The organism is Photobacterium sp. 2_MG-2023 (genome assembly GCF_030547675.1).
Classification (GTDB): domain Bacteria; phylum Pseudomonadota; class Gammaproteobacteria; order Enterobacterales; family Vibrionaceae; genus Photobacterium; species Photobacterium arenosum.
Window position 1 is genome coordinate 197,676 of the sequence record NZ_JAUOQQ010000004.1, and the last position, 19,388, is coordinate 217,063.

At 52.9% G+C, this 19,388-nt stretch carries 23 protein-coding genes; 17 read left to right on the forward strand and 6 right to left on the reverse strand.

Features of this window, described 5'->3' with window-relative positions; all coding sequences use genetic code 11:
• Positions 1 to 178 precede the first annotated feature (178 nt).
• The 3 genes from Q4491_RS05550 (at position 179) to Q4491_RS05560 (ending at position 1,855) form a co-directional block, all read left to right on the forward strand.
• A complete protein-coding gene (locus Q4491_RS05550; protein WP_027250651.1) occupies positions 179 to 583 on the forward strand; it encodes an OsmC family protein in 405 nt (134 codons plus the stop codon).
• A gap of 53 nt (positions 584 to 636) precedes the next feature.
• Complete coding sequence (locus Q4491_RS05555; RefSeq protein WP_192015923.1) at positions 637 to 858, forward strand: YheU family protein; 222 nt, start codon at positions 637 to 639, stop codon at positions 856 to 858.
• 127 nt (positions 859 to 985) lie between these two features.
• Positions 986 to 1,855, forward strand: a complete 870-nt coding sequence (locus tag Q4491_RS05560; RefSeq protein WP_027250653.1) for a phosphoribulokinase — start codon at positions 986 to 988, stop codon at positions 1,853 to 1,855.
• Positions 1,856 to 1,893: 38 nt separating this feature from the next.
• Here Q4491_RS05560 and Q4491_RS05565 read toward each other — a convergent pair whose 3' ends face one another.
• The gene (locus tag Q4491_RS05565; RefSeq protein WP_303455576.1) at positions 1,894 to 2,865 is read right to left on the reverse strand and encodes a hydrolase; all 972 of its coding nucleotides are present in this window, start codon (positions 2,863 to 2,865) and stop codon (positions 1,894 to 1,896) included.
• An 11-nt stretch (positions 2,866 to 2,876) separates the two neighbouring features.
• Positions 2,877 to 4,277: a PLP-dependent aminotransferase family protein gene (locus Q4491_RS05570; RefSeq protein ID WP_303455578.1), complete on the reverse strand. Its 1,401-nt coding sequence runs from the start codon at positions 4,275 to 4,277 to the stop codon at positions 2,877 to 2,879.
• A gap of 129 nt (positions 4,278 to 4,406) precedes the next feature.
• On the opposite strand from Q4491_RS05570, the gene Q4491_RS05575 reads away from it, so the two are divergent.
• On the forward strand, positions 4,407 to 5,009 hold the full coding sequence (locus Q4491_RS05575; RefSeq protein ID WP_303455581.1) for a LysE family translocator: 603 nt from the start codon (positions 4,407 to 4,409) through the stop codon (positions 5,007 to 5,009).
• A gap of 42 nt (positions 5,010 to 5,051) precedes the next feature.
• Here Q4491_RS05575 and Q4491_RS05580 read toward each other — a convergent pair whose 3' ends face one another.
• Positions 5,052 to 5,525 (reverse strand): TIGR02444 family protein, encoded by a 474-nt coding sequence (locus Q4491_RS05580; protein ID WP_192015919.1) that lies wholly within the window; start codon positions 5,523 to 5,525, stop codon positions 5,052 to 5,054.
• On the reverse strand, positions 5,512 to 7,440 hold the full coding sequence (locus Q4491_RS05585; protein ID WP_192015918.1) for an ABC transporter ATP-binding protein: 1,929 nt from the start codon (positions 7,438 to 7,440) through the stop codon (positions 5,512 to 5,514). Before Q4491_RS05585 ends, Q4491_RS05580 begins: the two co-directional genes overlap by 14 nt.
• A 241-nt stretch (positions 7,441 to 7,681) precedes the next feature.
• Here Q4491_RS05585 and kefG point away from each other — a divergent pair, with 241 nt between their 5' ends.
• From kefG to slyD, 4 genes are all read left to right on the forward strand, one after another.
• Positions 7,682 to 8,257, forward strand: coding sequence for a glutathione-regulated potassium-efflux system ancillary protein KefG (kefG, locus tag Q4491_RS05590; protein ID WP_303455585.1), 576 nt, complete (start codon positions 7,682 to 7,684; stop codon positions 8,255 to 8,257).
• Positions 8,247 to 10,052 (forward strand): glutathione-regulated potassium-efflux system protein KefB, encoded by a 1,806-nt coding sequence (kefB, locus tag Q4491_RS05595; RefSeq protein WP_192015916.1) that lies wholly within the window; start codon positions 8,247 to 8,249, stop codon positions 10,050 to 10,052. The genes kefG and kefB overlap by 11 nt, the downstream gene beginning before the upstream one ends.
• 45 nt (positions 10,053 to 10,097) lie before the next feature.
• Positions 10,098 to 10,307 (forward strand): YheV family putative zinc ribbon protein, encoded by a 210-nt coding sequence (locus tag Q4491_RS05600; protein WP_027250660.1) that lies wholly within the window; start codon positions 10,098 to 10,100, stop codon positions 10,305 to 10,307.
• A gap of 86 nt (positions 10,308 to 10,393) precedes the next feature.
• A complete protein-coding gene (slyD, locus tag Q4491_RS05605) occupies positions 10,394 to 10,909 on the forward strand; it encodes a peptidylprolyl isomerase (protein WP_192015915.1) in 516 nt (171 codons plus the stop codon).
• A gap of 83 nt (positions 10,910 to 10,992) precedes the next feature.
• On the opposite strand, the gene Q4491_RS05610 is transcribed toward slyD, so the two are convergent.
• On the reverse strand, positions 10,993 to 11,217 hold the full coding sequence (locus Q4491_RS05610; RefSeq protein WP_192015914.1) for a SlyX family protein: 225 nt from the start codon (positions 11,215 to 11,217) through the stop codon (positions 10,993 to 10,995).
• A gap of 28 nt (positions 11,218 to 11,245) precedes the next feature.
• Positions 11,246 to 12,226, reverse strand: coding sequence for a WD40 repeat domain-containing protein (locus Q4491_RS05615; RefSeq protein WP_303455591.1), 981 nt, complete (start codon positions 12,224 to 12,226; stop codon positions 11,246 to 11,248).
• A 192-nt stretch (positions 12,227 to 12,418) separates the two neighbouring features.
• On the opposite strand from Q4491_RS05615, the gene fkpA reads away from it, so the two are divergent.
• The 9 genes from fkpA to Q4491_RS05660 form a co-directional block, all read left to right on the forward strand.
• Positions 12,419 to 13,225, forward strand: a complete 807-nt coding sequence (gene fkpA, locus Q4491_RS05620; protein ID WP_303455619.1) for an FKBP-type peptidyl-prolyl cis-trans isomerase — start codon at positions 12,419 to 12,421, stop codon at positions 13,223 to 13,225.
• Between the two features lie 222 nt (positions 13,226 to 13,447).
• A complete protein-coding gene (locus Q4491_RS05625) occupies positions 13,448 to 14,170 on the forward strand; it encodes a transcriptional regulator (protein ID WP_120513808.1) in 723 nt (240 codons plus the stop codon).
• Positions 14,167 to 14,559: a sulfurtransferase complex subunit TusD gene (tusD, locus tag Q4491_RS05630; protein ID WP_192015912.1), complete on the forward strand. Its 393-nt coding sequence runs from the start codon at positions 14,167 to 14,169 to the stop codon at positions 14,557 to 14,559. Before Q4491_RS05625 ends, tusD begins: the two co-directional genes overlap by 4 nt.
• Positions 14,560 to 14,573: 14 nt before the next feature.
• Entirely contained in the window at positions 14,574 to 14,930 is a 357-nt protein-coding gene (gene tusC, locus Q4491_RS05635) for a sulfurtransferase complex subunit TusC (RefSeq protein ID WP_192016095.1), read from the forward strand.
• A gap of 42 nt (positions 14,931 to 14,972) precedes the next feature.
• Complete coding sequence (tusB, locus tag Q4491_RS05640) at positions 14,973 to 15,263, forward strand: sulfurtransferase complex subunit TusB (protein ID WP_192015911.1); 291 nt, start codon at positions 14,973 to 14,975, stop codon at positions 15,261 to 15,263.
• Between the two features lie 179 nt (positions 15,264 to 15,442).
• On the forward strand, positions 15,443 to 15,817 hold the full coding sequence (rpsL, locus tag Q4491_RS05645; RefSeq protein ID WP_004399892.1) for a 30S ribosomal protein S12: 375 nt from the start codon (positions 15,443 to 15,445) through the stop codon (positions 15,815 to 15,817).
• 98 nt (positions 15,818 to 15,915) lie between these two features.
• Positions 15,916 to 16,386, forward strand: a complete 471-nt coding sequence (gene rpsG, locus Q4491_RS05650) for a 30S ribosomal protein S7 (RefSeq protein WP_027250668.1) — start codon at positions 15,916 to 15,918, stop codon at positions 16,384 to 16,386.
• Positions 16,387 to 16,473: 87 nt separating this feature from the next.
• Positions 16,474 to 18,570: an elongation factor G gene (gene fusA, locus Q4491_RS05655; protein WP_192015910.1), complete on the forward strand. Its 2,097-nt coding sequence runs from the start codon at positions 16,474 to 16,476 to the stop codon at positions 18,568 to 18,570.
• 105 nt (positions 18,571 to 18,675) lie between these two features.
• Positions 18,676 to 19,388, forward strand: a 713-nt coding sequence (locus tag Q4491_RS05660; protein WP_303455601.1) for an elongation factor Tu, incomplete at its 3' end; no start/stop codon positions are given.

Genomic DNA, 19,388 nt, shown 5'->3' on the forward strand with positions numbered 1-19,388 from the left:
GTCAACGGCTGGGCTGCAAGCGCATGTGAACATTCAGTCCAAGAGTTTAACTTTTTTCGACACGCATTGCTTGATATTGGGTGACGATAAATGCACATTTTGGACGCTTTACTGTGCACATGATCACACAGTTGTGACTTAGTTTTTAAATGCGGGTTTGAGTAGTAAGGAGCATCGCATGCAATCACGTGTTAAATGGGTAGAAGGTTTGACTTTTGTCGGCCAGTCAAACTCTGGCCACAGTGTGGTCATGGACGGCAACGGCGGCAATACGGCACCGAGTCCGATGGAACTGGTGCTGATGGCAGCGGGCGGTTGCAGCTCCGTCGATGTGGTCGACGGCCTGAAAAGTGCCGGCCAGGCCATCACGGCCTGCGAAGCAAACATGACCTCAGAGCGCCGCGAGCAGGCACCGCGTTATTTTACCTCGGTCAATCTGCATTTCGTGGTGACAGGCCATGATCTTGATGAAGCGCTGGTGGCCAAAGCGGTCGGTGATTCGCTGGAAAAATATTGCTCTGTGTGCCTGATGCTGGGCAAAGGTGTCACGCTGACACATTCTTATGAAATCGTCGCCGCTTAATGGTGTTTCGGGAAAGCCGTGCCGGTTTTCCCCCTTATTTTTCGGTGAGTAGTATGATCATCCCCTGGCAAGAATTGGATCCCGAGACACTCGATAATTTGATAGAACACTTTGTTCTGCGCGAAGGTACGGACTATGGCGAACGCGAGCTGAGTCTGGAACAGAAAGTCGCCAGAGTCAGGCAGCAACTGGACAGCGGCGAGGCCGTGATTATGTTCTCTGAACTCCATGAGACGGTTGATATTAAACTGCGCCGTTCACTGAGCGCAGAATAAAGCTGCCATAATGAAAAGCGGCAGCAGAAAACGGAAGCTGACGCCGATGAACGGGCCCGTGAAACTTGACTGCTTTCTCTGGCCCTGTTACTAACTGATTCCGTTAGGATTAACGACAAGGTATGTCATGTCTGCAAAACACCCGATCATTGCAGTAACAGGTTCCTCCGGAGCAGGAACGTCCACCACCTCGGAAGCCTTCCGTAAAATGTTTAACATGTTGAACATTCATGCGGCCTGGCTGGAAGGGGACAGTTTCCACCGGTTCACCCGTCCTGAAATGGATGTGGAGATCCGTAAAGCCAAAGAGCAAGGCCGTCATATCAGTTATTTTGGCCCGCAGGCCAACGACTTTGCTCAGTTGGGCAACTTTTTCCGCCAGTATGGCGAAGACGGCAGCGGCAAGTTTCGCCGTTACCTGCACACCTTTGACGAGGCCGTGCCGTATAACCAGATGCCGGGCACATTCACCCCCTGGCAGGATTTGCCGGAAAATACCGACCTGCTGTTTTATGAAGGGCTTCATGGCGGTGTGGTGGACGGTGATGTCAACGTGGCACAGCATGTGGATCTGCTGATTGGCATGGTGCCTATTGTTAACCTGGAGTGGATTCAGAAAATCGTCCGTGATACCCGGGATCGCGGCCATTCCCGCGAGGCGGTGATGGAGTCCATTGTTCGCTCGATGGATGATTACCTGAATTACATCACGCCACAGTTCTCCCGTACCCATATCAACTTTCAGCGTGTGCCGACGGTGGATACCTCGAACCCTGTCAGTGCCAAAGCGATCCCCAGTCTGGACGAGAGTTTTGTGGTGATCCGTTTTCGCGGCATCAAAAACGTGGATTTTCCGTATCTGCTGGCGATGATTCAGGGATCGTTTATGTCGCGCCACAATACCCTGGTGGTGCCGGGCGGTAAAATGAGCTTTGCGATGGAGCTGATCATGCGGCCACTCATCCAGCAGTTAATTGACACAGGTAAGATAGGTTAATACTGACAAAACAACGCCTGCTTGCAGGCGTTGTTTTGTTATGCCCCCAGTTTGTCCCTGAACCAGGCCGGCACTGTGTGATCCAGCCAGAAGCTCGGCGCCCGCCAACTGCCGCTGATAAATCCTACGTGGCCGCCATGCCGGGTCAGGTGATAGTCAATGTGCGGCGGCAGCGGTTGTCTGGGTATCACGGCCTTGGTCATAAAGGGATCGTCGGCGGCATGAATCACCCGCAACGGCGTCGTGACCAGGGCCAGTTTGCCCAGTCCGCTGCAGCGCAGGTAGTAATCCTCGGCATTGCTGAAACCATGCAAGGGTGCGGTGACGGCATCGTCAAACTGGCGCAGCGAGCGTAGCGATGTAATCTGATCGGCCTGAAATGGCAGAGTATCCGGTAATGACGCCATTTTTTTCAGCACATTTTTTTTCATAGAGCCCAGCAGGTAGCGCTGGTAGACACGCGAAAACCCTTGCTGTATCCGGTCAGAGCAGGCCGCCAGATCCAAGGGCGGTGAGATGACCTGAGCGGCAGTGAGTTCCGACGCGGCGCCGGTTTCGGCAAGATAATTGACCAGCATGTTCCCGCCCAGCGAGACACCGACCGCCAGCAGGGGATTGTGGGGAAAGCGCTCACGCAGGAGGCGGATAAATAAGGTGGCGTCTGAGGTTTCCCCCGAATGATAGCTTCTCGCCTGACGGTTAATTTCGCCGCTGCAGCCGCGAAAATGCATCATCACCCCCAGCCATCCCTGCTGTTTGGCGGCAAACAGCAGGCTGTGGGCGTAAGGGCTGCGAAAACTGCCTTCCAGGCCGTGAAAGAGGATCATGACAGGCTTGTGCGCCGGATGGTGAGACGGTGTGCCGGTCCAGACCAGATCGAGAAAATCATCATCCGGGGTCTGAATCCGCTCTGTCAGCGGCTCGAACCGGGCCTGACGACGGATAATCCGCGGCAGAATGGTTTGTATATGGGCGTTACGCAGGCCAGCGGCGGGCTTAAAATGATGCATCAGTTTCTCTCTCACAGCGGAAAATCAGGGTATGGCTCCTGAGCCAGCAGCTCAGCAAGGATTGCCAGACCTTGTTCCAGTTTATCATGACTGTGCGGCGCGCTGATGGCCAGACGCACAGCCTGGGGTATGGTGCTGCCCGGCGGCGTAAACAGCTCAGCCGATTTGACTATCACCTCTCTGGCTTGCGCTGCGGCGACAAAATCACTCAACCGCCAGTTGTCCGGCAAGGTGAGCCAGGCATGGAAGCTCTGCGCGTGATGCTGAATGTGATAAGAGTGCAGATAGCGGTCGAGCAACAATTTTCGCTGGGCTATGTCTTCCCGGATCGCGGTCAGCAGCCGATCGGCATCGCCCCGGTGGATCAGCTCGCAGGCCAGAGCACTGAGCAGCGGGCTGATCATCAGGCAGTGATGGTGCAGCGCCGTGTTCAGTCTGTCCTGATGTTTGCCCGGCACCTGGATATAACCCAGTCGTAAACCAGGGGCGAGGCATTTAGACAGGCTGCCGAAGTGGATCACCTGCTCACTGTCGAGGTTGACCATCGGCGGCGGGGCGTCGACAGGCAGCAGGCCATTGACATCATCTTCAATCACCAGTACCTGATGGCGGCGGCACACCGCCAGAATCGCTTCGCGCCTTTCCCGGCTCATGACTGCCGTTGTCGGATTTTGCAGGGTAGGCGTGCAGTAAAGCATCCGCGGCTGATACAGGCGACAGGCGGTATCCAGACTCTCGGGTATCAGGCCTTGCTGATCCATTTCCACCGCTTTGACATTAAGCTGCATCTGACGGGCCAGCCCGAGAAAGCCGGGATAGACCACTTGCTCGGTCAGCAGAGTATCGCCGCTGCGGCAGAACACAGACAGCACCAGCTGAATGGCATGCTGCGCGCCGGAGGTGAAATGCATACGCGCCGGGTCGAGCAGAATGCCATGGCGGTTGAGCCAGTGGCAAATCACGTCTCTGTGTTCGCTCAACCCTTGCGGATCCTGATACAGCATCAGGTGGTTGAGCTGATCCGCTTGCTGTGCGAGTGTCTGCATGGCCTGTGCCAGCGGCGCTGATCTGTCGAGATAAGGCGGGATGTTATAGCCAAAATTGCACTCATCGGGTGCCTGAGAGGGGTAACTGAATACCCAGCCCGGACGGTTACTCTGGCAGACATAAGTGCCGGCTCCCACCCTGGCTTCCACCAGCCCCCGGCGTTCGGCTTCGGCATAGGCGCGGGTAATGGTCCCGACCGTCACCTGCAGTTTATCGGCCATGGCTCTGTGCGTCGGCAGCTTGCTGCCAGCTGTCAGCAGGCCGGATTCAATCAGATGTGCCATGGTTTCGGCCAGGCGACGGTATTTTGGCAGCCCATCGTCACACCTTTCGAAGAAATCTTGCTGAATGGTCTCGATTGTCATGGTGACAATAAATCCTTTGATCGCAAATTACACCCTTGGTAGTCTGCATTTTGACCGCTTTGGCGTGGTTAAAGCAAGTGAAAGTTGAAATTGTATCGATACAATAAGGCGTGAATCACGGAGTGGCAGATGAACCTGGAATGGCAATTTTTGATGTCTCTGGCCGCATTTGCGGCCACTATGACCGGGACACCCGGGCCGAACAATATGATGGTGACGGCCTCAGGGGCTAATTTTGGTTACTGGCGCACTGTGCCGCACATGCTGGGCATTGGCGGGGGGCTGGTGAGTATGATTCTGCTGGTAGCGGCTGGGCTGGGGGTGCTTTTCGTGCGATACCCTGTGCTGCATGAAGCCCTGCGCTGGCTGGGCAGTGGCTATTTGCTGTATCTGGCCTGGAAGATTGCCTCTTCCGGGGGCAGGGTTCAGGCTGAAGACAATGACGCCAGACCTATGCCTTTTCTCGCGGCGGCTCTGTTCCAGTATGTTAACCCTAAAGCCTGGATGATGTCGGTGACCGCGATCAGTACCTTTACCATGAGCGGGGAAGGGTACTGGCTGTCAGCGGCGGCGGTCGCCCTGATTTTCTTTGTGGTGGGCTTTCCCTGCGTCTCACTCTGGGCCGGATTTGGCACCATGATTGGCCGCTGGCTGAACCAGCCGAAAGCCAGACGGATATTCAATCTGGTGATGGGAGCGCTGACCGCAGGTTGTGTGGTGATGATATGGTAAGGCAGCCGGGCTGCCTTGATCATACAGCTTTCACCACGGTGGTCAGCCGCGAATCGCTGCTGTCAGGCTGGCGGCATTCAGATGCTGGCAGTACTGGCCCAGGTTGTCGGCTGGCGGCGGCAACGCGGCTCTGGCCTGCTGCGCCTGATGGTTCAGACAGCGAATCAGATCCTGCTGCTGGCTTTGTTCCAGCAGCAGCTCAAAGTCCAGCATCTGCTGATAACCAGGCTGATCCAGCTGAGGTTTCAGCGCGCGGCGCAACTGGCGGTAGGCTTTGAGCTGGCTGTCGCTCGCGGCCAGTGCTTTATCCAGCTGGCGGATTTCTGTCTCTGACAATGAGTACTGCTGGCTGTCGAGCCAGAGCAATAACAGGGCCAGATTAACGTTGCCACGGAAATCGTCCTGAAGTTGCAGGCAGGCCTGGCTGACGCCGCCCAGGCTGTAGTGCTGCAGACAGAAACGCCAGAACTGATCAGGCTGAAAAGGCTGACGTGTGGTGTGTTCAGAATTTGACATTGAATTCCTGTTCCATACTTTCCAACTGCTCATGCAGTTCCATCCATTCCATCTCAACCTCTTCCAGTGCAGCTTTGGCCTGACTCTGGTCAAGCAAGGTCTGGTTCAGTCGTGCTTTGTTGTCCGCTTCATAGATGCTGGCATCAGACAAGGCGGCTTCCGCTGTCGCCAGTGACTGGCTGAGCTTTTCCATCTTCGCTTCCAGTTTGTCAACCTGCTTGCGCAGTGGTGCGGTTTGTTTGCGGAACTCAGCTTCCAGGCGTTTCAGCTCTTTGCGTGAAGCGGCACTGTTGTCTTTGCTGGCGGTGTCCGGCTTACTGGCTTGCTGCTCGCGGCGCTCACTGCGCTGCTGCTCTGCCAGCCACTTGTGGTAATCATTGAGATCGCCGTCGAACGGTTCAACTTTTCTGTCATGCACCAGATACAAATCGTCTGTGGTCGCGCGTAGCAGATAGCGGTCGTGGCTGACGATGACCATCGCCCCTTCAAAGGACTGCAGGGCCAGCGTCAGCGCCTGGCGCATGTCGAGATCCAGGTGGTTGGTCGGTTCATCAAGCAGCAGCAGGTTCGGGCGTTGCCACACGATCAGTGCCAGTACCAGGCGGGCTTTTTCTCCCCCTGAAAAGGGGCCGACCAGATCCAGTGCCTTGTCGCCTTTGAAGCCAAAACTGCCGAGGTAGTCGCGCAGTTGCTGTTCTGTTGCCTCAGGGGCCAGGCGGTTCATGTGCTGGAGCGGGGTTTCATCCAGGCGCAGGGTTTCCAACTGGTGCTGGGCAAAATAACCAATTTTCACCCCTTGCGAGTACGTCAGCTCGCCGGCCTGTACCGCCAGTTCACCTGAGAGTAATTTGATCAGGGTGGATTTACCGGCACCGTTACGGCCCAGCAGACCAATCCGGCTGCCCGGTACCAGATTAAGGCGGATCTTATCCAGAATGGGGGTGTCACTATAACCGGCCGCGACCTGATCCATCATCATAATCGGGTTAGGCAGCGAGTCCGGCTCGCGGAATTCAAAGTTGAACGGGTTGTCGAACTGGGCCGGCAGCACTTTTTCCAGCCGCTCCAGCGCCTTGATCCGGCTTTGTGCCTGCCGGGCCTTGCTGGCTTTATAGCGGAAGCGATCGATATAGGACTGCATGTGCGACATTTGCTTTTGCTGCTTCTGATACATCGACTGTTGCAGAACCAGTTTTTCCGCCCGCTGGTTTTCAAACGATGAGTAGTTGCCTGTGTATTCGTTCAGACGCTGGTTTTCGACATGAATAATGCGCCCGACCACAGGATCGAGAAAATCGCGGTCGTGCGAAATCAGTACCAGGGTGCCCCGGTAATTCTGCAGCCATTTTTCCAGCCACAGTACGGCATCCAGATCCAGGTGGTTAGTCGGCTCATCAAGCAGCAGTAAATCGGAACGGCACAGCAGGGCCTGGGCAAGATTAAGGCGCATCCGCCAGCCACCGGAAAACTGCGTCAGGTTCCACTCCATCTGGGCTTGCGAAAAGCCCAGACCATCGAGCAGCTCGGATGCCCGGGCTTTGATGCTGTAACCGCCAATGGCGTCGAGCTTGTCGTGCAGCAGGGCCACTTTGTTGCCGTCATCGGCCTGTTCTGCCGCCTGCAGAGCCTGCTCCAGCTGGCGGTATTCCCGGTCACCGTCAATCACATAATCCAGTGCGGTACGTTCTAAAGCCGGTGTTTCCTGTGCTACCCAGGCCAGTTCCCAGTGCGATGGAACAGAATGTTGTCCGGCATCGACGGTCAGCTCGTTTTTGATCAGCGAAAACAGGGTGGATTTGCCACAGCCATTCTTGCCCACCAGCCCGACTTTATCGCCAGGATGAATAGTGGCAGTTGCCTGATCTAAAAGGACATTTCCGCCCCTGAGTAATTGAATATCAGAAAAAGTGATCATCGCCTGTTACTACCGGCTGTTGCCGCTCCACAACAAATAGGTTTCTGGTGCGGCAGTCTATACTAAACCTCGGTTAACTGCGAACAAGGCCGAAGACCCGGGAATGGGCAGCGCATTATTTTGCTGTTGAAATCTCAGGAATTAAGCGATCTTTTGGCGTCAGAATTCGGTATGATGTTTCAAGAGCCGGGACATCCCGTTAATGCTCATGATGTTACTCAGGGAAATGAGGACCAGGCCTATGGAGCACGCCCCACCACGCATTCTGCTGATTTACGCGCATCCGGACCCCGATGCGTCTGTTGCCAATAAAGCCATGCTATCGACAGTGGCTAACCTGTCTCATGTGACATTTCACGATCTGTACGGCAAGTACCCGGATTTTTTCATCGATATCACTTATGAACGTGCCTTGCTGGCTCAGCATGATATTTTGGTTTTTCAGCACCCTCTTTATATGTACTCATGCCCTTCGCTGCTCAAGGAATGGATTGATGTGGTGCTCAGCAAAGGGTTCGCCCACGGGGATGGCAAGGCCACCAAGGGCAAATACTGGCGTTCAGTGATCACTACGGGCGGGGCAGCCGAAGCCTACACGCCGGATGGTTATAACCGCAGCAGTGTGGGCGACATCCTGAAACCGTTTGAACTCACTGCCGAGCTGTGCCAGATGCACTGGATACCGCCGCTGGTGCTGCACTGGGCACGACGGGTGCCGGATGCTGAACGGCGCGAACATGCGCAGTTGTACCGGGAGTGGCTGCTCTCACCATTGGCTGAGACAGGCGCCGACAGGGAGAAGCGTTATGGCGTCTGATGTATTGAGTGCCGGTGTGGTGTTTCTGGCGGCGGCCGTTGTGGCTGTGCCTGTTGCCCAGCGCCTCGGGCTGGGGTCGGTTTTGGGCTATCTGCTGGCCGGGATCGGCATTGGTCCCTGGGGGCTGGGGCTGATCAATGATGTGGAGGAAGTGCTGCATTTTTCCGAGTTCGGGGTCGTTCTGCTGCTGTTTTTGATTGGACTGGAGCTGAACCCCAGCAAACTCTGGCAGATGCGACAACCCATTTTGGGCTTAGGCGGCAGTCAGGTGGTACTGACCAGTTTAGTAATTGCCTCTCTGGTGCTCTTGTGCGGGCAATTCGTCGGAGCGGTGGATTGGCGGGTAGCCCTGGTGATAGGTATGGGGCTGGCGTTATCTTCCACCGCGATAGCACTGCGGATCATTGAAGAGCAGGGCATAGGCGGCTCGCAAACCGGGCAATCCGGCTTTGCTGTGCTGTTGTTTCAGGATATCGCCGTGATCCCTATGCTGGCGGTGTTGCCTCTGCTGGCAGGCAGCGATGGCGGCACCTGGCTGGATTTGGGCGCCATGGTGGCAGGCATAGCCGTGTTGCTGGTCGGCGGCCATTTTCTCCTGCGACCGTTGTTTCGCTGGGTCGTGATGTCCGGGGTACGTGAGCTCTTTACCGTCACGGCTTTGCTGCTGGTGATAGGTATTGCTCTGGGCATGGAAATCCTCGGCCTGTCTATGGCTCTTGGCACCTTTCTGGCCGGGGTGCTGCTGGCGGAAAGCGAATACCGCCATGAGCTTGAAATCGCCATCGAGCCGTTTAAAGGACTGCTGCTTGGGTTGTTCTTTATCTCAGTTGGTATGGCGGTCAATCTCGGCCTGCTGCTGGAATACCCGTTACAAATTCTCGCGGCTGTGGTGGCTTTGGTGACGGTTAAGGGTTTAATCCTATATCTGCTGGCTCGCTTGTTCGGTATTCAGGCCAAGTCGCGCAGCCAGATGGCGGCCATTCTCAGTCAGGGCGGTGAATTTGCTTTTGTACTCTTTACTGCTGCACGCAGCGAAGGGTTGTTAGAGGCGGATTTGAGCAGTTTCTTACTGGTGGTGGTGAGTCTGTCTATGATGACCACGCCTTTGATCTTACGTTTGCAGGATAAATGGTTCATACGTACTTTTAAGGCTGAAGCCAGTGATGAACCAGAATCCGATGTGATCGATCGCGAACCCAGGGTGATCATTACCGGGTTTGGCCGTTTTGGTCAGGTCGTCGGCAGGCTGCTGTTTGCCAATAAAATCCGGGTCACTATATTAGAACGGGATCCAAGTCAGATTCAGTTCCTGCGTAAGTTTGGCTATAAGGTGTATTATGGCGATGCCAGCCAGCTCGATTTACTGCGTGCGGCCGGCGCAGAAAAAGCAGAAGCTATCATTATCTGTACCGACAATCCGGAAGAGGTGATGCAGGTGGTTGTCCTTTGTCAGCAACATTTCCCGCGCCTGAAAATACTGGCACGCGCCCGCAGCCGGGTGGAAGCGCATCAGTTGCTCAGCCACGGGGTGGACAGGTTTTCTCGTGAGACCTTTGCCGGCGCGCTGGATCTGGGGCGCCAGGCTCTGGTTGCACTGGGTATGCACCCCTACAAAGCCAAACGGGCAGAAGCACATTTTCGCAAATTAGATACCACCGCCTTGCGGGACTTGTTACCCCAGCATTCGGAAGATGTCCACTTAGCCACCCGGGCCAGAGAAGCCCGTAAAGAGCTGGAAGAGATCTTCGATCGGGAAATGCGGGGCGAACGTGAGCGACACAATGGCTGGGACTGACCGGCCCTCGGATTAACAGAACCTGGCAGTAGCAGGAAAGGAACCATGAGTAAGAAACGTTTTATCGCCGGGGCGGTATGCCCGGCGTGCCAGCAGCAAGACACCCTTCGCTGGTGGCTGGAAAATGAAGTAGAGAAAGTCGAGTGTGTGGCTTGCCATCATACCGATACGCGCCTGCCTAAATCGGTTGAAGACAGCAAACATGTTGCGGGCTCGACATCAGAACAGGTGATCGGCATTTTCAAGCCGGAGTAAAATCGCCGGCACGAACAAAATTGGCGTCATAGCGGGCAGATCCGGTATGATGGCGGATTAAATCCCTGCTCAAATTCGGAGTAAACATGAAAGTCGCTAAAGACACAGTAGTAAGCCTGGCTTATCAAGTGAAAACTGAAGAGGGCGTCGTTGTTGACGAGTCAACCACTGAGGCGCCGCTTGATTACCTGCATGGCCATAACAACCTGATCGTTGGTCTGGAAAATGCACTGGAAGGTCGTGAAGTTGGCGATAAGTTCGAAGTGACTGTGGCGCCAGAAGACGCGTATGGCGAACACCATGAAGAAATGGTTCAGCGAGTACCGGCTGAAGTCTTCCAGGGTGTGGATGAAATTACTGTGGGAATGCGCTTCCTGGCGGATACGGATCAGGGTCCTATCCCTGTTGAAGTGACCGAAGTGGATGGTGATGAAGTGGTGGTTGACGGTAACCACATGCTGGCGGGTCAGACGTTGACTTTCAACGTTGAAATCGTTGCTACTCGTGCGGCGACCGAAGATGAGGTTGCTCACGGCCATATCCATCAGGAAGGCGGTCATGACCACGATCACGACCATGATGGCGGTTGCTGCAACCACTAAGTCATCTTGTCATGACGACAAAAACGGGAAGCTCAGGCTTCCCGTTTTTGTATCATCAGTTTATCAGTGCCTTCTGCGCGGCATCAGTAATGCGGTGGCGGGGTCTCTTCACTTTCACTGGCGATATTGGACGCCTGAGAGCCTTGCACTTTGCCTGCTAAATAGCGTACCTGTACCAGCAGTTTGTCGAGCAGAAACTGCTGCTGGGTCAATGCACTATTTAGCTCTTCAATGGTCTGTTCCTGAAAAGCCTGCTTCATTTCCAGCTCATCAATCTGAGTCTGTAGCTTTTGTTCGATATCTGTCATTGTCAATGTCGGCTGCTGTTTACTGTGTTCAGTCAGTGATATACCAGTCCTGGGCGATGCCGGCTGAGCTGCCTGAGCGAACGTCACCGTCTGGTGTGATGGCGACATCATACACCACCGCCGACCCCGGACGCTCGTTTTCTTGTGTAGCGGCTTTCCAGTAAGCTTCTCTTTCGCCGGTTGAAGTGTTCCACAGCTCTACCCGTTTGGAAGGGGTACCTGTTGCCAGAAAGCTGCCGTCATCAGAAAAACGTGAACTGGAAAAGTTTTGCTGCCTCAGGCGAATGGCCAGTGCCGACTGTTTCTGGCCGTCGGACAAATCCCAGAGAAACGCCTGGTTACCGTTGTCTGCGGTGAAAGCCAGCTTGCCGTCTCGCTGCAGCGCGACCTGGTTGACTCGCGTCGGGTGCTCAAACCGGTAAAGAATCTGGCCGCTGTCCGTATCCCAGAGGTAGGCCAGATTGTCATCCCCACCGGAAAGGGCATAACGGCCGTTAGGGGAGAGGGCGACGGCATTGACTTTTTCTCTGTGGGCAAGGAACTCCAGTCGTCTTCCGTTGCCCAAGTCGACGAACAGCGCTTTGCCGTTTGACAGTGCCAGCAGTACCTGTTTGCCGTCATTGGCGATCGCCGCATCACGTATGATGCCGTCAGAGACAGACCATAATCCCTGTGCCTGACCCCAGGCCAGATCCCATACCGCAAAGTTTTGTGCGGTTACTGTAATGGCAAATCGCTGATTGTCGGATATCTCGCCGTTTGTCACTGTTGTGTGATGTGGATCTTGAGAACCTAAATCAGCTAACTTTTTGTTTTGCTGTAGATCCCAGAGCACGATACCTTGTTGGACGGAATAAAATAGCGCAAAGCGGCCATCCCGGCTCAGGCTGAATGTGGTGGCACCGTCAGCGGCCAGATCCCAGCGCTGGCGTTCCGGGCCGGAAATATCACAACCGGCCAGCGTAAAGAGTGCCAGAATGAAAGTTGCTGCTAAAAATGATTGGCGCATGGATCGTACTTTCCGTTTTAAGACTATTGCGTCCCGACTGTGACGCATTTGTGTCCGACGCAGTGAATGACGGTAAGAAAATAGTTGGTATTAGTATATTGATATGGCATGGTTTTAACATAGCTGTGTAGAACCTTGCGTAAAATTAAGAGCTTAGACTCTGAATAAATGGAGAGATACATGAAACCAGTTCTGAAACCAGTTCTAAAAATGTCTGTGTTGGCAGCAACAATTCTGCTGGCGGTAGGCTGTCAGGATGAGAAAACGTCAGCACCGGCAGAGACGGCTGAACCAGTGGCAGTTGAGCAGCAGGCTGCGACAGATACAAAGGCATTCGAGTCTGATGATCAGAAAGCGGCTTATGCTATCGGGGCTTCACTGGCGCAATATCTGTCAGCTAACCTGGAACAGCAAAAAGAGCTGGGTCTGGATCTGAAAAAAGAAGATGTACTGGCTGGGGTGAGCGATGTCTTTGCCGGTAACAGCCGTATGAGCCAGGAAGAAACACAGCAGGCGTTGCAGGATCTGGATCAGCGTGTCTCTGACATGATGGCGAGCAAAGCCAAAGAAGAAGCTGAAAAAAACACCAAAGCCGGTGATGACTTCCGTGCTGATTTCGAAAAACAAGAAGGCGTGAAGAAAACCGAATCTGGCCTGCTGTATCAGGTTGAGACTGAAGGTAACGGCGAGATGCCAAAAGCAACCGATACAGTGCAAGTGCACTATAGCGGTACACTGATTGACGGCACGGAATTTGACAGCTCATATAAGCGTAATCAACCGGCCACTTTCCCGCTTAATCAGGTGATTCCGGGCTGGACTGAAGGTGTGCAGCTGATGCCGGTCGGTTCTAAGTTCAAGTTTGTTATCCCGCCAGAGCTGGCTTACGGTTCGCAAGCCAACCCAAGTATTCCGGCAAACTCTACCCTGGTGTTTGAGGTTGAGCTGCTGGATATCGTCAAAGCGGATCAGAACGCAGAAGCCACTGCAGAGCAGTAAGCATTGCGTTTAATAAGACATTCAAGCCCGGCTGATGCTGGGCTTTTTGCATTTATAGCGCTGATTTAGGATCATTTTTGTGCGCTGCAGATTTCATTTTCTGAAGACCTGTTTTCATATTCTGATAAACTTGCAAGCAAGAATTGAATTTTTCCCCGTTTCGTTTAAATCGAAGCTTGCCTTCAACAACAGTGGAGCGGGAACAAGCAAGGAAGACTGAAAGTGGTATCGACCGATAACTTTGGCACTGAAGTCATGGTGGAAAGTGACTTAATAGAGACCCGTACTTTTACTGAGCACGACTTTGTTATATTACGCTCATACGAAGCCGTGGTTGATGGACTGGCTACCCTGATTGGGCCTTTTTGTGAAATAGTGCTGCATTCACTGGCCGATCTGAATACCTCGGCGATCAAAATTGCCAACGGTGAAAATACCGGCCGCAAAGTGGGTTCGCCTATTACTGATCTGGCTTTGCGCATGCTGCGTGACATTGAAGGGTCAGAGCGCAATTTCTCCCGGGCCTATTTCACCCGTGCCAAGGGTGGCGCATTGATGAAGTCCATCACGATTGCGATTCGCAATGCCGACGACAATATCATAGGTTTGCTGTGTATCAACGTTAACCTGGATGCTCCTTTTTCCCAGATTCTGCAATCCTTCATGCCAACCGATGAGGCCAAGCAGGCCGCTTCCAGCGTGAATTTTGCCAGCGACGTTGATGAGCTGGTGGATCAGACGGTTGAGCGCACGATCGAAGAAATCAATGCCGACAAGAATGTCTCGAATAATGCCAAAAACCGTCAGATAGTGATGGAGCTGTACGACAAAGGGATCTTCGATATTAAAGATGCCATCAACCGGGTTGCTGACCGCCTGAATATCTCCAAACACACTGTCTACTTATATATACGCCAGCGCAAAACGGAGGATGGCGAAAAATGAGCCTGACGTTTGCCCTGGTGGTCGATGGGCCGGCCTACGGGTCGCAGAATGCACGCAGTGCTTATCAGTTTGCTCAGGCCGTTATTGCCAATGGGCACAGATTGCAACGGGTATTTTTCTATCAGGATGGAGTTCACAACGGTTCTGCACTGGCCGCACCGGCGTCGGATGAGTTTGACTTACTGGCCGCCTGGCAGCTACTGGGCCGTGAGCATCAGGTCGAGTTGCAAACCTGTGTTGCCGCAGCGTTGCGCCGCGGGGTGGTCAGCGAACTCGAAGCCAGCCAGCATGCGCTGCCTGGTCATAATCTGGCCGCTGGCTTTGAACAGGCCGGGCTGGGCGGGCTGGCCGAAGTGTTATTGAGTGCTGATCGCGTGATTCAGTTTTAATTATCCCGGAAAGTATTATGTCTGTCGGATTTGTTTTCACCACCGTACCACAGGGTCTCAACAGCGGCCGTGAAGGATTAGATGCCGTACTGGCAACTTCTGCTTACAGTGAAGAGTTGCAATTATTCTTTATTGGCGATGGGGTATGGCAACTGCTTAAAGGCCAGCAGGGTGCGGCGGTGCTGGGGCGTGAATACAGTGCCGCCTTTAAAATGCTGCCACTGTATGATCTTGAAGATGTGTTTGTGTGCCGCGAGTCAATGGCGGAGCGCGGGCTCACACTGGATGATTTGCTGATCGAGGCGGAACTGCTTTCTCCGCAGGATCTGACCGCAAGACTTCACCGTTGCCAGAAAATTCTCAGTTACTAGTTTCTCGGTGACTTATGCTGCGTGCAGTTTTCAGGACTTTCTATGTTACACATGATTTTTTCTTCTCCTTTTCAAAATCGGGCTTTACAGCAGTGCGTTGCTCAACTTTTACCCGGTGATGAAATTGTGTTGCTGCAAGACGGCGTTGTCGCCGCCACCTCACCGGGTCAGCTTGAATCTGCATTGAAACAAGCGGCGGCCGTGTACGTACTGGAGACGGATTTACTGGCGAGAGGCCTGGCAGGGCGGGTTGCCGCGGATGTGGATGTGATTGATCACAACATGTTGGTGGAGTTGACGGTACGTCATCCTAACTGCATGAAATGGGCCTGAATAAACGCGGTTAAAAAGGATTCAACCGGCCGGAAAGAGGGTGGTTAAGAAATGATCATAGATGTGATCGCTGTATATATCTTGACACCTTATAGTCCGACGCCTAAAATTTCGCGTCCTCCTGTTGTTGGGAGGCAGATTTTTCACCTTTACGAAAGTAAATAATCAGGAGCTATTTAATGGCAACTATTAACCAGCTGGTACGCAAACCACGTGCAAAGCAAGTTGTTAAGAGCAACGTGCCTGCGCTAGAAGCGTGTCCACAAAAACGTGGTGTATGTACTCGTGTATACACTACTACTCCAAAAAAACCAAACTCCGCACTGCGTAAAGTATGTCGTGTACGTCTGACCAATGGTTTTGAAGTAACGTCATACATCGGCGGTGAAGGCCACAACCTGCAAGAGCACAGTGTTGTTCTTATCCGTGGTGGTCGTGTTAAAGACCTTCCAGGTGTTCGTTACCACACTGTTCGTGGTGCACTTGACTGTGCGGGTGTTAACGACCGTAAACAAGGTCGTTCTAAGTACGGTGTGAAGCGTCCTAAGTCTTAATGGAATCCGTTAAGTAAGGCCAAACACTAAATTATTTGTAATTTTGAAAAAACTGAAAAGTTTTGGATAAAACCTGAAGAAGACAACGGAGAATTTCCATGCCACGTCGTCGCGTAATTGGTCAGCGTAAGATCCTTCCAGATCCTAAGTTCAAATCTGAATTGCTGGCAAAATTCGTCAACATCCTGATGGTTGACGGTAAGAAATCTACTGCAGAGAAAATTGTTTACACTGCACTGGATTCAATGGCTGAGCGCTCTGGTGAAGAGCACCTGTCAATTTTTGAAAAAGCTCTTGATAACGTTCGCCCAGCGGTAGAAGTTAAATCTCGCCGTGTAGGTGGTTCAACTTACCAGGTACCAGTAGAAGTACGTCCTGTGCGTCGTAATGCTCTGGCTATGCGTTGGTTGGTTGAAGCTGCGCGTAAGCGTGGTGAAAAATCTATGGCTGCTCGCCTGGCTGCTGAAATGCTGGACGCTGCCGACAACAAAGGTTCTGCTGTTAAGAAACGTGAAGACGTTCACCGTATGGCAGAAGCGAACAAAGCGTTCGCACACTACCGCTGGTAATTTCATTATTAGCGAATGGGCGCAGCAGGCTTGGCCTGCTGCGCCCGTACCATTTTCTAAGGATAACCTTAGTAAGAGGATTCAACCGTGGCTCGCAAAACTCCTATTGAGCGTTACCGTAACATCGGTATTTGCGCTCACGTAGACGCCGGTAAAACAACCACGACCGAGCGTATCCTGTTTTACACAGGTCTTTCCCATAAAATTGGTGAAGTACACGATGGTGCAGCTACCATGGACTGGATGGAACAGGAGCAGGAGCGTGGGATTACCATAACCTCTGCTGCCACTACAACCTTCTGGCGTGGTATGGACGCTCAGTTTCCTGAGCATCGCATCAATATTATCGACACCCCAGGACACGTTGATTTCACTATCGAAGTAGAGCGTTCCCTACGCGTACTTGATGGTGCAGTGGTTGTTTTCTGTGGCTCATCCGGTGTTGAACCTCAGTCTGAGACAGTATGGCGTCAGGCTGACAAATACGAAGTACCGCGTATGGTCTTCGTCAACAAGATGGACCGTGCAGGTGCTGATTTCCTGCGTGTGGTTGAGCAAATCAAAGTTCGTCTTGGTGCAAATCCAGTACCTATTCAGCTGAATATTGGTGCGGAAGAAGAATTCAAAGGTGTGATCGACCTGATTAAAATGAAAGCGATCAACTGGAATGAAGCCGATCAGGGCATGAGCTTCACTTATGAAGATATTCCGGCAGACATGCAAGAGCTGGCCGAAGAATGGCACACGAATCTGGTTGAGTCAGCGGCTGAGGCATCAGAAGAGCTGATGGATAAGTACCTGGAAGAAGGTACCTTGTCAGAAGATGAAATCAAAGCCGGTCTGCGCCAACGTACGCTGAACAATGAAATCGTACTGGCAACCTGCGGCTCTGCATTTAAGAACAAAGGTGTTCAGGCTGTACTGGATGCGGTTGTGGAATTCTTGCCATCACCAACGGAAGTAAAAGCAATCCGTGGTGAAGATATGGATGGCAATGAAGTGATCCGCCACTCAAGCGATGAAGAACCTTTCGCTGCGCTGGCGTTTAAGATCGCAACCGACCCGTTCGTAGGCACTCTGACATTTATGCGTGTTTATTCCGGTGTTGTGAATTCAGGCGATAGCGTCTACAACACGGTGAAAGATAAGCGTGAGCGCTTTGGCCGTATCGTTCAGATGCACTCCAATAAGCGTGAAGAAATTAAAGAAGTTCGAGCTGGCGACATCGCGGCAGCAATTGGCCTGAAGAACGTTACTACCGGTGATACTCTGTGCGACCCAGAACACAAAGTGATTCTGGAGCGGATGGAATTCCCAGAGCCAGTGATTCAGATTGCTGTTGAACCAAGGTCGAAAGCCGACCAGGAAAAAATGGGTATTGCACTGGGTAAACTGGCTGCAGAAGATCCATCATTCCGGGTAGAAACCGATGAAGAATCTGGCCAAACCCTGATTTCGGGTATGGGTGAGCTTCATCTGGATATCATCGTTGACCGTATGAAGCGTGAGTTCAGCGTTGAATGTAACGTTGGTAAGCCTCAGGTTGCTTTCCGTGAAACTATCCGTGGTAAAACGGAAGTGGAAGGAAAGTTCGTACGTCAATCTGGTGGTCGCGGCCAGTACGGTCACGTCTGGCTGAAGATTGAGCCTTCCGAGCCGAATGCAGGTTTCGTCTTTGTAGACGAAGTCGTCGGTGGCACAGTGCCGAGAGAATATATCGGTGCAGTTGCCAAAGGTATCGAAGAGCAGATGAAAAATGGTGTGCTTGCCGGTTATCCGGTACTGGACGTCAAAGCGACGCTGTTCGATGGTTCATACCACGATGTTGACTCGAGCGAAATGGCGTTTAAGATCGCCGGTTCTATGGCGTTCAGGAAGGGGGCACTTGATGCGCAACCAGTTATTCTTGAACCTATGATGAAAGTTGAAGTAACCACTCCGGAAGACTGGATGGGTGATGTAGTTGGCGATTTAAACCGTCGTCGCGGCATCATTGGCGGTATGGATGAAGGCCCTGCTGGGCTTAAGATTATCCGTGCCCATGTTCCGCTTTCTGAGATGTTTGGTTACGCAACGGATCTTCGTTCTGCTACCCAAGGCCGTGCTTCCTATTCAATGGAGTTCAGCGAATATGCTGAAGTTCCGAAGAATATCGCCGATGGAATCATCGCTGAACGCGGCTAAACATTAGCAGAAATATTGCGTCAGCTTCGGTTGCCGCATAAAATACAACTTCTGACGCGTCCCACCAATATGTGGGGCGAATCACAACTAGGAAGGAACACGATCGTGTCTAAAGAAAAATTTGAACGTACGAAACCGCACGTTAACGTTGGTACTATCGGCCACGTTGACCACGGTAAAACCACTCTGACTGCTGCAATCTGTACTACTTTGTCTAAAGTATACGGCGGTTCTGCGCGTGACTTCGCATCTATCGATAATGCGCCAGAAGAGCGTGAGCGTGGTATCACTATCTCTACTTCTCACGTAGAGTACGATACTCCGACTCGCCACTACGCGCACGTTGACTGCCCAGGACACGCCGACTACGTGAAAAACATGATCACCGGTGCTGCTCAGATGGACGGTGGTATCCTGGTTGTTGCTGCGACTGATGGCCCAATGCCACAGACGCGTGAGCACATCCTGCTGGGTCGTCAGGTTGGTATCCCTTACATCATCGTGTTCATGAACAAGTGTGACATGGTTGATGACGAAGAGCTGCTGGAGCTGGTTGAGATGGAAGTGCGTGAACTTCTGTCTGAGTACGACTTCCCAGGCGACGATTGCCCAGTAATCATGGGTTCTGCTCTGGGCGCGCTGAATGGCGAAGCTCAGTGGGAAGAGAAAATTGTTGAGCTGGCTGAAGCGCTGGACAACTACATCCCAGAGCCAGAGCGTGCTATCGACAAGCCGTTCATCCTGCCAATCGAAGATGTATTCTCAATCCAGGGCCGTGGTACTGTAGTAACAGGTCGTGTTGAGCAAGGTATCGTTCG

Coding starts and splice junctions, on each gene's coding strand:
- Q4491_RS05610 (WP_192015914.1), bottom strand. CDS start 11,217: ATGACAGATATCGAACAAAAGCTACAGACTCAGATTGATGAGCTGGAA.
- kefB (WP_192015916.1), top strand. CDS start 8,247: ATGGCGTCTGATGTATTGAGTGCCGGTGTGGTGTTTCTGGCGGCGGCC.
- Q4491_RS05550 (WP_027250651.1), top strand. CDS start 179: ATGCAATCACGTGTTAAATGGGTAGAAGGTTTGACTTTTGTCGGCCAG.
- Q4491_RS05580 (WP_192015919.1), bottom strand. CDS start 5,525: ATGTCAAATTCTGAACACACCACACGTCAGCCTTTTCAGCCTGATCAG.
- rpsL (WP_004399892.1), top strand. CDS start 15,443: ATGGCAACTATTAACCAGCTGGTACGCAAACCACGTGCAAAGCAAGTT.
- Q4491_RS05585 (WP_192015918.1), bottom strand. CDS start 7,440: ATGATCACTTTTTCTGATATTCAATTACTCAGGGGCGGAAATGTCCTT.
- Q4491_RS05555 (WP_192015923.1), top strand. CDS start 637: ATGATCATCCCCTGGCAAGAATTGGATCCCGAGACACTCGATAATTTG.
- Q4491_RS05565 (WP_303455576.1), bottom strand. CDS start 2,865: ATGCATCATTTTAAGCCCGCCGCTGGCCTGCGTAACGCCCATATACAA.
- Q4491_RS05575 (WP_303455581.1), top strand. CDS start 4,407: ATGAACCTGGAATGGCAATTTTTGATGTCTCTGGCCGCATTTGCGGCC.
- slyD (WP_192015915.1), top strand. CDS start 10,394: ATGAAAGTCGCTAAAGACACAGTAGTAAGCCTGGCTTATCAAGTGAAA.
- rpsG (WP_027250668.1), top strand. CDS start 15,916: ATGCCACGTCGTCGCGTAATTGGTCAGCGTAAGATCCTTCCAGATCCT.
- kefG (WP_303455585.1), top strand. CDS start 7,682: ATGGAGCACGCCCCACCACGCATTCTGCTGATTTACGCGCATCCGGAC.
- Q4491_RS05560 (WP_027250653.1), top strand. CDS start 986: ATGTCTGCAAAACACCCGATCATTGCAGTAACAGGTTCCTCCGGAGCA.
- tusB (WP_192015911.1), top strand. CDS start 14,973: ATGTTACACATGATTTTTTCTTCTCCTTTTCAAAATCGGGCTTTACAG.
- Q4491_RS05615 (WP_303455591.1), bottom strand. CDS start 12,226: ATGCGCCAATCATTTTTAGCAGCAACTTTCATTCTGGCACTCTTTACG.
- Q4491_RS05570 (WP_303455578.1), bottom strand. CDS start 4,277: ATGACAATCGAGACCATTCAGCAAGATTTCTTCGAAAGGTGTGACGAT.
- Q4491_RS05600 (WP_027250660.1), top strand. CDS start 10,098: ATGAGTAAGAAACGTTTTATCGCCGGGGCGGTATGCCCGGCGTGCCAG.
- tusD (WP_192015912.1), top strand. CDS start 14,167: ATGAGCCTGACGTTTGCCCTGGTGGTCGATGGGCCGGCCTACGGGTCG.